This is a genomic window from Rhodococcus aerolatus, assembly GCF_054783215.1.
Window position 1 is genome coordinate 1 of the sequence record NZ_BAAGQZ010000052.1, and the last position, 12,074, is coordinate 12,074.

At 76.2% G+C, this 12,074-nt stretch carries 14 protein-coding genes; 6 read left to right on the top strand and 8 right to left on the bottom strand.

What is annotated here, in order from left to right; translation table 11 throughout:
- Positions 1 to 762, bottom strand: a 762-nt coding sequence (locus tag ACYVOF_RS18920; protein WP_460869263.1) for a DUF3710 domain-containing protein, incomplete at its 3' end; no start/stop codon positions are given.
- Positions 763 to 1,299 (bottom strand): dUTP diphosphatase, encoded by a 537-nt coding sequence (gene dut, locus ACYVOF_RS18925; protein WP_460869265.1) that lies wholly within the window; start codon positions 1,297 to 1,299, stop codon positions 763 to 765.
- A 25-nt stretch (positions 1,300 to 1,324) separates the two neighbouring features.
- Between dut and ACYVOF_RS18930 the strand changes: the two genes are divergently transcribed.
- Entirely contained in the window at positions 1,325 to 1,843 is a 519-nt protein-coding gene (locus ACYVOF_RS18930; protein WP_460869266.1) for a DUF3093 domain-containing protein, read from the top strand.
- 106 nt (positions 1,844 to 1,949) lie between these two features.
- Here the strand turns inward: ACYVOF_RS18930 and ACYVOF_RS18935 are convergent, their stop codons facing one another.
- On the bottom strand, positions 1,950 to 2,252 hold the full coding sequence (locus ACYVOF_RS18935) for a DUF4193 domain-containing protein (protein ID WP_460869268.1): 303 nt from the start codon (positions 2,250 to 2,252) through the stop codon (positions 1,950 to 1,952).
- 508 nt (positions 2,253 to 2,760) lie between these two features.
- Between ACYVOF_RS18935 and cei the strand changes: the two genes are divergently transcribed.
- Positions 2,761 to 3,402, top strand: coding sequence for an envelope integrity protein Cei (gene cei / locus ACYVOF_RS18940; RefSeq protein WP_460869270.1), 642 nt, complete (start codon positions 2,761 to 2,763; stop codon positions 3,400 to 3,402).
- A 20-nt stretch (positions 3,403 to 3,422) separates the two neighbouring features.
- Here cei and ACYVOF_RS18945 read toward each other — a convergent pair whose 3' ends face one another.
- Positions 3,423 to 4,310 carry an inositol monophosphatase family protein gene (locus tag ACYVOF_RS18945; RefSeq protein ID WP_460869272.1) on the bottom strand — a complete coding sequence of 296 codons (888 nt, stop codon included), beginning with the start codon at positions 4,308 to 4,310 and terminating at the stop codon, positions 3,423 to 3,425.
- A 140-nt stretch (positions 4,311 to 4,450) separates the two neighbouring features.
- Between ACYVOF_RS18945 and ppgK the strand changes: the two genes are divergently transcribed.
- Positions 4,451 to 5,221, top strand: a complete 771-nt coding sequence (gene ppgK, locus ACYVOF_RS18950; RefSeq protein ID WP_460869274.1) for a polyphosphate--glucose phosphotransferase — start codon at positions 4,451 to 4,453, stop codon at positions 5,219 to 5,221.
- Positions 5,222 to 5,306: 85 nt separating this feature from the next.
- Positions 5,307 to 6,830: an RNA polymerase sigma factor gene (locus ACYVOF_RS18955; protein ID WP_460869276.1), complete on the top strand. Its 1,524-nt coding sequence runs from the start codon at positions 5,307 to 5,309 to the stop codon at positions 6,828 to 6,830.
- Positions 6,831 to 6,894: 64 nt separating this feature from the next.
- Here the strand turns inward: ACYVOF_RS18955 and ACYVOF_RS18960 are convergent, their stop codons facing one another.
- Together ACYVOF_RS18960 and ACYVOF_RS18965 are read right to left on the bottom strand one after the other, a co-directional pair.
- Positions 6,895 to 7,296, bottom strand: coding sequence for a DUF952 domain-containing protein (locus tag ACYVOF_RS18960; protein ID WP_460869429.1), 402 nt, complete (start codon positions 7,294 to 7,296; stop codon positions 6,895 to 6,897).
- Between the two features lie 59 nt (positions 7,297 to 7,355).
- A complete protein-coding gene (locus ACYVOF_RS18965) occupies positions 7,356 to 8,243 on the bottom strand; it encodes an EamA family transporter (RefSeq protein WP_460869278.1) in 888 nt (295 codons plus the stop codon).
- 185 nt (positions 8,244 to 8,428) lie between these two features.
- On the opposite strand from ACYVOF_RS18965, the gene ACYVOF_RS18970 reads away from it, so the two are divergent.
- Positions 8,429 to 8,620 (top strand): DUF7455 domain-containing protein, encoded by a 192-nt coding sequence (locus ACYVOF_RS18970; protein ID WP_460869280.1) that lies wholly within the window; start codon positions 8,429 to 8,431, stop codon positions 8,618 to 8,620.
- A gap of 91 nt (positions 8,621 to 8,711) precedes the next feature.
- On the opposite strand, the gene ACYVOF_RS18975 is transcribed toward ACYVOF_RS18970, so the two are convergent.
- Complete coding sequence (locus ACYVOF_RS18975) at positions 8,712 to 10,457, bottom strand: DEAD/DEAH box helicase (protein ID WP_460869282.1); 1,746 nt, start codon at positions 10,455 to 10,457, stop codon at positions 8,712 to 8,714.
- A gap of 196 nt (positions 10,458 to 10,653) precedes the next feature.
- On the opposite strand from ACYVOF_RS18975, the gene ACYVOF_RS18980 reads away from it, so the two are divergent.
- A complete protein-coding gene (locus ACYVOF_RS18980; RefSeq protein WP_460869284.1) occupies positions 10,654 to 11,730 on the top strand; it encodes a YihY/virulence factor BrkB family protein in 1,077 nt (358 codons plus the stop codon).
- A 31-nt stretch (positions 11,731 to 11,761) separates the two neighbouring features.
- Here the strand turns inward: ACYVOF_RS18980 and ACYVOF_RS18985 are convergent, their stop codons facing one another.
- On the bottom strand, positions 11,762 to 11,983 hold the full coding sequence (locus ACYVOF_RS18985; RefSeq protein ID WP_460869430.1) for a DUF3039 domain-containing protein: 222 nt from the start codon (positions 11,981 to 11,983) through the stop codon (positions 11,762 to 11,764).
- Between the last annotated feature and the right edge of the window lie 91 nt (positions 11,984 to 12,074).

The window sequence follows — 12,074 nt, forward strand, 5'->3', positions numbered from 1 at the left end:
CTGCTGCAGGGCCGACCCGTCGGCCGGCTGGCGGGCCACCGGCGGCTCGGCGGAGGCGTCGCGGGGGGCCGCGGACCGCTCGGCCGCGGCCTGCTGCGCCGGCGCCTGCTGCGCCGCCTGCGCCTGCGCGGCCTGCAGCTGGGCCACCAGCGGCTCGGGCAGCACCACCGGCAGCGGGGTGCGCACCGGCAGCGGGTCGGTGCCGCGCACCACGACCGTGTCGGCCAGCACCTCCCGGGCGGTGGCGCTGAGCCCGGGGTCGGCGTCGGGGGCGCAGGCGACCACGCAGCGCACCATCCACCGCGGGCCGTCCACCCCCAGGAAGCGCAGGCTCGTCGTCGCGGTGACGCCGAGCACCTCGCGGCCCCACGGGCCGTCGACGATGGAGACCTGGGCGCCGTCGGTGCGCAGCTGGGCGGCGAGCTCCCCGGCCACCTCGCGCCACTGCCCGGGGCTGCGCGGGGCGGCGAACGCGGCCACCGTGATCCGACCGGTCGGCATGCCGACGTGGACCGAGCGCACCGCGCCGGCGGGGTCCATCTCCACCTGCACCTGCCCGCCCTCGGGCATCGGCACCCGCACCGAGCCCAGGTCGAGGACCGTGGCCGGGTCGGCGTCGTCGTCGACCTCGCTGACGTCCCACGGCCCGAGGTCGTCCGCTTCCGCGGCGGCAGCGTCGTCCTCGGCCCAGGCTCCGTCCGTGGTCGCCGGGCCGTCCCCCGCGTCGCCGTCGCGGCCGCGCCTGCCTCGTCCGAACACCATCTACTGCCACCCTCCACTGCTGCTGCGGGCCACCGGCCCCGTGCCTGCCCCGTGCGCGGCGGTGCCGCTCGACCCGTGCCCGGCGGTGCCGCGCTCGCTGGCCCCCGGCCAGTCCGCGTCGTCGACCTCGACGAGCTCGACGGTCTCGACCCGCTGCACCAGCAGCTGGGCGATGCGGTCACCCCGGCGCAGCGTGACGGTCTCGGCCGGGTCGTGGTTGACGAGCGTCACCACCACCTCGCCCCGGTAGCCCGCGTCCACGGTGCCCGGCGCGTTGAGCACCGTGACCCCCGCGCGCGCCGCCAGCCCCGAGCGCGGGTGCACGAGCCCGACGGTCCCCGCGGGCAGCGCCACGGCCAGCCCGGTCGGCACGCTGGCGCGGGCCCCGGGGGCGAGGACGACCTCGCGGGCCGCGTGCAGGTCGAGCCCCGCGTCCCCCGGGTGGGCCCGGCGCGGCAGGGGCAGCCCCCGGTCGAGACGGCGTGCCCGGACCTGCAGGACGGCCGGGTCGGCGTCGCTGCGGTCGGGGTGGGGCACGGGCGGCGAGACTACCCTCGAGCGCATGGTCGACCCTGCGGACGCGTCCACCACCTCCTCGGGGGCGCGTCGACCCGCGCAGCCGGGCACCGGGTACTCCGAGCGGATGTGGGTGCCGTGGTGGTGGTGGCCGTTCGGCGCCCTCGTCGCCGGGCTGCTGGCCGCGGAGGTGCACATGGGCGCCCCGGGCCTGCTGTCCTGGCTGCCCTACGTGGTGCTGCTGCCGCTGGCCGGGGCGGTGCTGCTGCGGCTGGGCTGGCTGCGGGTCGCGGTCACCGACGGCGAGCTGCGCGTCGGCGAGGCGCACCTGCCGCTCTCGGTCGTCGAGCGCACCGTGGTGGTGCCGCGCACGGCGACGCGCGCCGCCCTGGGCCGCCAGCTCGACCCGATGGCGTTCGTGGAGCACCGCTCCTGGGCCGGGTCGATGCTGCTCGTCGTGCTCGACGACCCGGCCGACCCCACGCCGTACTGGCTGGTGTCCACCCGCCACCCCGAGCGGCTGGCCGCGGCGATCGGTGCGCCCACGGGGTCCGCGGGCGGCTGAGCGGGCCGGCACCGGCAACACCCCGGCACGACGACGGCCCGCCGTCGACCGCCCCCGAGGGGGAGGTCCGGGCGGGCCGGGCGTGGAGCGGGAGCGGGTGGTGCGGTCAGGCGGCGCAGTCGCGGCAGATGGGCATCCCACGCCGCTCGCCGGAGTACCGGCTGCGGTGGTGGACCAGGAAGCACGACGAGCAGGTGAACTCGTCGGCCTGCTTGGGCACGACCCGCACCGAGAGCTCCTCGCCGGAGAGGTCGGCCCCGGGCAGCTCGAAGGACTCGGCGGTGTCGGTCTCGTCCACGTCCACCGCGGAGGACTGCGCCTCGCTGCGTCGTGCCTTGAGCTCCTCGAGGGAGTCCTCGGAGACGTCGTCGGTCTCCGTGCGTCGTGGGGCGTCGTAGTCGGTGGCCATGGGTGCTCCCCTGTCGTCCTGGGTCGTGAGCCCCGCGGTGGGCGGGGTCCTGCCGGTACCTCCCGGGACCGCCGACCCGGGGGTCGGGGGGCCGGTGCGGTCCCGCGGTCGCGCGGGCCGGGCCGGTGGGGCCCGGGCGCGTGACCGGTGCGGCTGCACAACGTGTGGTGTCCCCGAGTTGTGCCCGGGGAGGTCCCCCGTGGGGGTGTGTTCGCCACCAGCGGACAACCCGGGGTGCGGCGCTGCGGTGCGGGGTGAGGGTGGGTGGCGCGCAGAGGGTAGCCCAGGCACGGCACCGGGGGGAGGCTCGGACGGCGCGGTTGTCGGGCGGGCGGTGTGGCGTCGGACACACCCGGTCCCGGGGGCGGGTGTGCGGTGGCGTCGGCGGGGTCCTGGGCCGTCGCTCTCCTACAGTGGCCCCGACGCCACGGGCACGGCCGCGGGCGCACGGGACGACGAGGCGGTGGGCACGATCTCTGCTCCGCGAGGCAGGTCCGAGGGACCCTCGGTGAAGCCGTACCGCCGACGTCGGCGGTGGCCGGCACTGCTGGTGCTGGTGGTCCTGGTGGCCGCGGTGGCGGTGGTGTGGACGAAGGTCCTCGAGTCCGGGGCCCGCGAGGTGGTGCCGACGGCGTGCCCGGCACCCTCCCCCGCGTCGGCCGCGCCCGGTGCGGCCGTCTCCCCCACGCCGGTGCCGACGCCCCCCGGGCAGGTCATCGACCCGGCCCAGCTCGACGCGGTCGCCCCGCTGCCGCCGTCGCAGGTGTTCGTCCGGGTGCTCAACGCCAACGGCCAGCGCGGCCAGGCCGCGACGGTCTCCGCCGACCTCACCGACTACGGGTTCACCCCGGCGCCGGTCGACCCCGCGGCCAACGACACCGTCTACACGAGCCAAAACATGGCCTGCGTCGGCCAGATCCGCTTCGGCCCCACCGGGGCGGCCGCCGCCCGCACCCTGGGCCTGGCCGTGCCGTGCGCGGAGCTGGTGCAGGACACCCGTCCCGACGGCGGGGTCGACCTCGCCCTGGGCACGGCCTTCGCCGACCTCAAGCCCAACGCGGCCGCGGTCGCGGCGCTGACCGCGCTCGGCCAGCCCGGCGGCACCGCCACCACCGACCAGCTCACCCAGGCCCGCTCCGGCACCTGCTGACCGCCCCCCGGGGCAGCCCGTCACCAGCGGCTGCGGCCCACGTCCTCGGCGCCGAGCTCGAGCAGCAGCGCACCGAGGTCGTCGACCACGCCCGGGGCGCCGGCGAGCACGAGCTGGCCGGTGCGGCCCAGCGCGTCGGGGTCGGGCAGCCGCACCACCGCCCCCGCCTCGGCCGCGACGAGCGACCCCGCGGCCCAGTCCCACGGGTTCGTGCCGTGCTCGTAGTAGGCGTCGAGCCGGCCGGCGGCCACCGAGCACAGGTCCAGCGCGGCGGAGCCGCCCCGGCGCACGTCGCGGACCCGCGGCAGCACCCCGGCCACCAGGCGGCCCTGCCGGGCGCGGCGGGCCGCGTCGTAGCCGAACCCGGTGCCGACCAGCGCGAGGGCCAGGTCGTCGGCCGCGGAGCAGCGCAGCGGTGCCCCGTCGAGGGTGGCGCCCCGGCCGAGGCCCGCCGCGTAGACCTCGCCGGTGGGGACGTCGACGACGGCCCCGGCCACCGTGCGGCCGTCGAGCTGGGCGCCGATCGAGACGGCGTACCCGGGCAGGCCGTAGAGGAAGTTGACGGTGCCGTCGATGGGGTCGACCACCCAGCGCAGGCCCGCGACGTCGCCCGCGTCGCCGCCCCCCTCCTCGCCCAGCACCCGCACGTCCGGGCGCGCCGCCCCCAACCGCTCGCGCAGGAAGGCCTCGCACTCGGTGTCGACCACGGTGACCGGGTCGGTGGCGCTGGACTTCGTCGCCACCAGGGAGCCCCCCGGCACCCCGCCGCCGGGGCCGAACAGCTCCCGGCGGCGGCGGGCGACGAGCCCGGCGGCCGCGGTGGCGACCTCCACCGCCACGGCCCGCAGCTCGTCGGTGGTCTCGGGGTCGGGGGTCGCGTGGTCGGGGGTGGCGGGGGTCCGGGTCACCGGACCATCCGAGCACAGCCCACCGAGCCCCGGCGGCGGGGTGGGCCCGGCTCCCCCCGGGACGCCCCGGTGCCCCACTAGGGTCTGGCGCACACCGGTCGCGACGACGCGGCCCCCGAGCTCGCTGCAGGAGGACCGTCATGGCGCACACCGGACCGGTGTCGGGACAGGGTTTCGGTGTCGACGTCGGGGGCTCCGGCATCAAGGGCGGGGTGGTCGACCTGGGCTCCGGCGAGCTCGTCGGGGACCGGGTGCGCATCGACACCCCGCAGCCGGCCACCCCGGCCGCGATCGCCGCCACCGTCGCCGAGGTCGTCACCCGCTTCGGCTGGGAGGGTCCCGTCGGGGTGACCCTGCCCGCCGTGGTCAAGTCCGGCGTGGCCCGCTCGGCGGCCAACATCGACCCGGCCTGGATCGGCACCGACGCCCGGGCGCTGTTCGCCACGGAGCTCGGGGGCCGCGAGGTCACCGTGCTCAACGACGCGGACGCGGCCGGCCTGGCCGAGCACCGCTACGGCGCGGGCGCCAACCGGGACGGGGTGCTCATCCTGCTCACCTTCGGCACCGGCATCGGCTCGGCCGTGATGCACGACGGGGTGCTCGTGCCCAACACCGAGTTCGGCCACCTCGAGCTCGACGGGGACGACGCCGAGCACTCCGCGGCGGCGTCGGTGAAGGAGAACCGGGGCCTGTCGTGGAAGGAGTGGGCGCCCGCGGTCACCCGCTACCTGCGCGCCATGGAGGACCTGTTCTGGCCCGACCTGTTCATCGCCGGGGGCGGGGTCAGCCGCAAGTCGGAGAAGTGGGTCCCGCTGCTGGAGAACCGCACCGAGGTGGTGCCCGCCGAGCTGCGCAACTCGGCCGGGATCGTCGGCGCGGCGCTCGCCGTCGCGACCGGCGTGGCGCCCTGACCTGCACCCCGCACCCGACGCCTGCGCTGCGCGGACGCGACGACGACCGCAGGACCTCGGCGGGTCGTTACAATGAGAGCGTCCGGTGCTGACGAGGCCGAGAGCCGGGCCAACCCGAACGACCTCTCCGCCCAGACCGACCGTCGGGCGTGACGCCGCACGAAGACAGCGCGAAAGGGCGTACGTGGCAGCCACCGATACCCGCCAGACCAGCGAGGCGCCCCCGGCGTCGACGCCGGGGCGGTCCAGCAGCAGCGCCGACGCCGACGGGGGTCCCCCGACCACCGCCGCGACGAAGGCCCCGACCAAGCGCGCGCCGGCCAAGAAGGCCGCCAAGGCCCCGGCCAAGGCTCCCGCCAAGGCGGCGAAGAGGGCCCCGGCCAAGGCCGCGAAGAAGACCGCGGCCGCGCCGGCCGGGGACGACGTGGTCGACCTGGCCGCGACCCCCGCCGGTGACCTGGCGCTCGCCGCCGACGCCACCGAGGTGGTCGACGCAGGCCCCGACTCCGACGCCCTCGAGGCCGAGAGCGACGTCGTCGAGGTCGTCGCCGTCGGCGCGACCGTCACCGTCGACAAGGACGAGGAGGTCGCGGAGCCCAGCGAGAAGGACAAGGCCTCCGGCGACTTCGTCTGGGACGAGGAGGAGTCCGAGGCGCTGCGGCAGGCCCGCAAGGACGCCGAGCTGACCGCGTCCGCCGACTCCGTCCGCGCCTACCTCAAGCAGATCGGCAAGGTCGCCCTCCTCAACGCCGAGGAGGAGGTGGAGCTGGCCAAGCGCATCGAGGCCGGGCTCTACGCCGTGGAGCGGATGAAGCAGATCGCCGAGAAGGGCGAGAAGCTCACCACCCCGATGCGGCGCGACCTGTCCTGGATCACCCGGGACGGCAACCGGGCCAAGAACCACCTGCTCGAGGCCAACCTGCGCCTCGTGGTCTCGCTGGCCAAGCGCTACACCGGTCGCGGCATGGCCTTCCTGGACCTCATCCAGGAGGGCAACCTCGGCCTGATCCGCGCGGTCGAGAAGTTCGACTACACCAAGGGCTACAAGTTCTCCACGTACGCCACCTGGTGGATCCGGCAGGCCATCACCCGCGCCATGGCCGACCAGGCCCGCACCATCCGCATCCCGGTGCACATGGTCGAGGTCATCAACAAGCTCGGCCGCATCCAGCGCGAGCTGCTCCAGGACCTGGGCCGCGAGCCCACCCCGGAGGAGCTGGCCAAGGAGATGGACATCACCCCGGAGAAGGTGCTGGAGATCCAGCAGTACGCCCGGGAGCCCATCAGCCTCGACCAGACCATCGGCGACGAGGGCGACAGCCAGCTCGGTGACTTCATCGAGGACTCCGAGGCCGTGGTGGCCGTGGACGCGGTGTCGTTCACCCTGCTGCAGGACCAGCTGCAGTCGGTGCTCGCGACGTTGTCCGAGCGCGAGGCGGGCGTGGTGCGGCTGCGCTTCGGCCTCACCGACGGCCAGCCCCGCACCCTCGACGAGATCGGCCAGGTCTACGGGGTCACCCGGGAGCGGATCCGGCAGATCGAGTCCAAGACGATGTCCAAGCTGCGCCACCCCTCGCGCAGCCAGGTGCTGCGCGACTACCTGGACTAGTCCCCCGACGCACGCGACGGCCCCCACCCGCACCGGGTGGGGGCCGTCGTCGTCGGCGGGCTGCTCAGACGGGCAGGTCCTGCGGGGCCGAGAACGTGCCGTCGGCGTCCGGCCGGTACTCGACGGTGGCGACGACGGCGTCGAACGGCAGCGGGCCGTAGAGGTGCGGGAACCGCATCTCCTCGGGGTCGGAGGGCAGGCCCGGCTCCCAGCGCACCTCGGCGCCGAGGAGGTCGGGGTCGACGACGAGCAGCAGCAGGTCGTCGCGGCCCCGGAACAGCCGGGTGGCGGGCAGCGCCACCTGCTCGGCGGTGGAGAGGTGCACGAAGCCCTGCTGCGCCAGCGAGGCAGGCCGCAGCTCGCCCCCGTCCGGTGCGGCGGCCCAGTCGTCGGCCGGCAGCAGGTGCAGCAGGTGCCCGGCACGGGGCCCGGCCGCGGGGGTGTCCGGGACGGGGTGCTCCGGCATCACCTGGTGCACGGCGTCGGGGCTGACGGGGTCGGGGCCGGTCGGGGAGGTCACCCCGGTCAGCCTGGTGCAGGCTCGGCGGCCGCGCGCGCCGAGCGGCCCGACACCGCGACGGCGGCGACCACCGCGAGGATGCCGGCCGCCTCCTGCGGGCTGGGCACCTGCCGCAGCACCAGCACCCCGACGGCGGTCGCCGTGGCCGGGAGCAGCGCCAGCAGCAGGGCGAAGCGGGCGCGGCCGACCCGGCGCAGCACCACCTGGTCCAGCGCGTAGGGCACCACGGAGGAGAGCACACCGACCCCGAGGCCCAGCACCAGCAGCGACGGCGACGTCCACGCCGGCCCCGTGCCCAGGCCCAGCGGGCTCAGCAGCACCGCGGCCACGGCCATGCCCACGGCCAGCGAGTCCAGCCCGCTGCCGCCGTCGCTCACCCGCTTGCCCAGCACGATGTAGCCGGCCCACAGCGCCGCCGCGGCCAGGATGAACGCCAGGCCGGCCGGGCTGGCGGTGAGCTGCACGTCCGCCATCAGCGCGACCCCGGCGACGGCCAGGCCCAGGGCCACCCCGTCGCGCGGGCGCCGCGAGCCGACGGCCGCCACCGCGACGGGGCCGAGGAACTCCACGGCCACCGCGGTGCCCAGCGGGATGCGGGCGATCGCCTCGTAGAACACCACGTTCATCCCCGCGGTGACGGTGCCGAAGACCCCGGCGAGCAGCAGCCGCCGGCCCCGCCACGCCTCCCGCCCCGGCCGGCGCCAGGCGAGCAGCACCACCGCCGCGCCCACGGTGCGCAGCCACGCCACCCCGGCCGGGGGCAGCCGGTCGAACAGCAGCACGCCGACCGCCGCCCCGGCGTAGAGCGAGATTCCGCCGAGGACGAACACCAGCGGCGCGGGCACCCGCGCCACCCACCCCCGCCCGTCCCCGGGTCCGCGCTGGTCAGCCACGTCGTGCCCCGGCCGTGACCCGGCGGGTCGGTGGTGTAACCGGTGGGTTGCGACACGTCCTGGGCCGCGGAGGAACACGGCGGGCTCGCCGGACGTCTGACAGAGTGCAAGGCATCGCACCCAGTGAGGGTGTTGAGGGCTTGTCACCACACAGGTGTCCTCCGGGACGCCAGGACGGAGAAGTCATGACCGGGACCCTGACCAGCCCAGAGCTCACCGCCACCGACCGGTGCGACCGGTGCGGCGCGAGCGCCCGCGTCCGTGCGCTCCTCCCCTCGGGCGGCGAGCTCCTCTTCTGCGGGCACCACGCCGCCGAGTTCGAGGCGAAGCTCCGCGAGGTGGACGCCACCCTGGTGGGCGGCGAGCAGCCCGCGTAGCACGACCTGACCGCCGACGGGCGGGTGGCCACCACGGTGGTCACCCGCCCGTCGTGCGTCCGAGGTCCGGCGCGACGACGACCCGGCCCGGTCACCACCGGCGCAGCGTCGCGATCCGCTCGGTGAGCTGCTCCAGGGTGGCCAGGGCGGTGGGCGGCCCGCCGCAGGTGCGGCGCAGCTCGGCGTGGATGGTGCCGTGCGGGGCACCGGTGCGGTGGTGGCGCATCGCGACCAGGCCGTTGAGCTCGCGGCGCAGCGCAGCCAGCTCCCCGGCCACGGCCGAGGCGCTGCGGTGGTCACGGGCCGGGTCGGTCGAGGTGTCCCCCGCCGCGGGGTCGGCGGCGCTGGCGCTGCGCTCGGCCAGCTGCGCCTGCTGGCGGCGGCGCAGCAGGTCCTTCATCTGGGTGGCGTCGAGCAGGCCGGGCAGCCCCAGGTAGTCCTGCTCCTCGTCGCTGCCGGCGAACACGGCGGTGCCGTAGGTGGAGCCGTCGAAGATGACGTGGTCGAGCTCGGCCTCGGCGCCCAGCGACTGGAAGGAGCGCTCGTCCTCCCCCGGCTCGTCCTCGGTGCGGTTCGCGGCGGCGAGCAGCGCGTCGTCCAGGCCGTCGGCCTCGCGGTGCGGCTTGCCCAGCACGTGGTCGCGCTGGCGCTCGAGCTGGCTGGCCAGGTCGAGCAGCACCGGGACCGAGGGCAGGAACACGCTGGCCGTCTCCCCCGGGCGCCGGGAGCGGACGAAGCGGCCGACCGCCTGGGCGAAGAACAGCGGGGTCGAGGCGGAGGTGGCGTAGACCCCCACGGCCAGGCGCGGCACGTCGACGCCCTCGCTGACCATCCGCACGGCCACCATCCACCGGTCGGTGCTCGCCCCGAACTCGGCGATCCGCCGCGACGAGCCCGGGTCGTCGGAGAGCACCAGCGCGGGCGCCTGCCCCGTCAACGTCTTGAGCAGCGCGGCGTAGGCCCGCGCGGTCGTCTGGTCGGTGGCGATGACCAGCCCGCCCGCGTCGGGGACCCCGCCCGCGCGCAGCTGGGTCAGCCGGGTGTCGGCGGCGTGGAGGACGGCGGGCACCCACTCCCCCGAGGGGTCGAGCGCGGTGCGCCACGCCCGCGCGGTCGCCTCGGGGCTCAGCGGCTCCCCGAGGCGGGCGGTGAACTCCTCGCCCGCGTTGTCCCGCCAGCGGGCCTCGCCGCTGTAGGCGAGGAAGACGACGGGCCGGACGACGCCGTCGGCGAGGGCGTCGCTGTAGCCGTAGCTGTGGTCGGCCTCCGAGCGGTTCAGCCCCTCGGCGTCGGGCGCGTAGCGCACGAACGGGATGGCGGAGTCGTCGCTGCGGAACGGGGTGCCGGTCAGGGCCAGGCGGCGGGTGGCGGGCTCGAACGCCTCGCGGATGGCCTCGCCCCAGCTCTTGGCGTCGCCGCCGTGGTGGATCTCGTCGAGCACGACGAGGGTGTTGCGGCCCTCGGTGCGCACCCGGTGCCGCGTCGGGTGGGCCGCGACCTGGGCGTAGGTGACGACGACGCCCTGGTAGTCCCGCGAGGTGGAGCCGGTGGTGTTGGAGAACCGGGAGTCCAGCGCGATGCCCGCCGCGGCGGCCGCCTGCGCCCACTGGTGCTTGAGGTGCTCGGTGGGGGTGACCACGGTGATGCGCTCGATGGTGCGGTCGGCGAGCAGCTCGGCGGCCACCCGCAGGCCGAACGTGGTCTTGCCCGCGCCGGGGGTGGCGACGGCGAGGAAGTCCTTGGGCCGGGTGGTCAGGTAGCGGGTCAGCGCGCGGCGCTGCCAGGCCCGCAGCGGCCGCTCGTCCGGCTCCGGGACCGACACCGCGTCCGCCGCCACCACCGCCGACCTACCCCCCGCCCTGCTGGCTCGCTGCACCCCGTGCGCCCGGGGCGCGACGGCAAGGGTAGCGCCGGCGGCGGACACCCCCGGCCGCCCGGCGGGCACCGCGACCGGGCCAGGGCGAACCCTCGACCACGACACGAGGGTTGACCTCCCCCACCCCGACGGGCGCACCGATCATGCTGTGCCCGCCATGAGCAGCGCGTCCGTGCCCCGAGACCCCGCCGTGGACGTGCACCGGGCGGTGCGGTCCCCGGTCGCGGCGCTGCGCGCGGTCCGGGCTGTGACGTGGCGCACCGTCACCAAGGCGTGGGACGACTCCATCTTCGGGATGTCCGCGCAGGGCGCGTTCTGGCAGACGCTGTCGCTGCCGCCGCTGCTGCTGGGCCTGCTCGGCTGCATCGGCTACGTCGGCGACTGGTTCGGCGCGGGCACCCCCGAGCTGGTGCAGGGCAAGCTGCTCACCGCGGCAGGCACGGTGTTCTCCCCCGCGGTGACCGAGCAGATCATCGCGCCCACGGTGGCGGACGTGCTGCTGCGCGGCCGGCCCGAGGTGGTCTCGGTGGGGTTCCTGCTCTCGCTGTGGGCCGGCTCGTCGGCGGTGTCGTCGTTCGTCGACTCGATCTGCCGCGCCCACGGCCAGACCGACCTGCGCCACCCGGTGTGGCAGCGGCTCTTCGCGCTGTGCGTCTACGCCGCCGGGCTGGGGGTGGCCGTGCTGGCGCTGCCCGCGATCGCGGTCGGCCCGGCCGTGCTGCCGCGGCTGTTCCCGGCGGCGTGGCAGGCCAAGGTCAGCGGGCTGACGCAGGCGTTCTACTACCCGGTGGTGGGCCTGGGGCTGCTGGTCTCGCTGACGGTGCTCTACCGCCTGGCTCTGCCGCGCCCGCTGCCGTGGCGGCGCCTCGCACCGGGGGCCCTGGTGGCGGGGGCGTTCTTCCTCGTCGCCACCAAGGTGCTCCGCGTCTACCTCGCGTGGGTGGTGCGCACCGGCTACACCTACGGGGCGCTCGCGACCCCGATCGCGTTCCTGCTGTTCGGGTTCTTCCTCGGCTTCGCGATCGTGCTGGGCGCCGAGGCGACGGCCGCGGTCGAGGAGCGCTGGCCGGTGGCGGGGCACCGCTCGCTGCGGCACCGCACGGTCGAGGTCTCCACCGCCCAGCTCCACGCCCAGCTGCAGCAGCGCCGCCGCCCCGCCCCACCCCGGACGGCAGCACCCCGTCCCGAGGCGCCGGCACCGCCGCCCGGGACCGTCGAGCGCCGCGCGGCCTGAGGGTCGCCGCCGGGGCCGGTCGTCCGAGGGGTCAGTCGTCGCCGCCGGGCTTGAGCCCGTCGTAGATCTTCTTGCAGTCGGGGCACACCGGGGAGCCGGGCTTGGCCGACTTCGTCACGGGGAACACCTCGCCGCACAGGGCGACCACGTGGGTGCCCATGACCGCGCTCTCCGCGATCTTGTTCTTCTTGACGTAGTGGAAGACCTCCGGGGCGTCGTCGGAGGTCCTCTCGCGGGTGTCCTGGTCCGGCATCACGGTCGTCTGCGTCACCGGCCCATGATGCACCAGCGCCCGCCGACCGGTCAGCCCCTGCGGGCTGCGGTGCGACGGGCGCGGGACGTGC

Bases quoted from the DNA above. Each gene is read 5' to 3' on its own strand.
- ACYVOF_RS18985 (WP_460869430.1), bottom strand. From the start codon at position 11,983: ATGCCGGACCAGGACACCCGCGAGAGGACCTCCGACGACGCCCCGGAG.
- ACYVOF_RS18970 (WP_460869280.1), top strand. From the start codon at position 8,429: ATGACCGGGACCCTGACCAGCCCAGAGCTCACCGCCACCGACCGGTGC.
- ACYVOF_RS18935 (WP_460869268.1), bottom strand. From the start codon at position 2,252: ATGGCCACCGACTACGACGCCCCACGACGCACGGAGACCGACGACGTC.
- ACYVOF_RS18960 (WP_460869429.1), bottom strand. From the start codon at position 7,296: ATGCCGGAGCACCCCGTCCCGGACACCCCCGCGGCCGGGCCCCGTGCC.
- ACYVOF_RS18930 (WP_460869266.1), top strand. From the start codon at position 1,325: ATGGTCGACCCTGCGGACGCGTCCACCACCTCCTCGGGGGCGCGTCGA.
- ACYVOF_RS18980 (WP_460869284.1), top strand. From the start codon at position 10,654: ATGAGCAGCGCGTCCGTGCCCCGAGACCCCGCCGTGGACGTGCACCGG.
- ppgK (WP_460869274.1), top strand. From the start codon at position 4,451: ATGGCGCACACCGGACCGGTGTCGGGACAGGGTTTCGGTGTCGACGTC.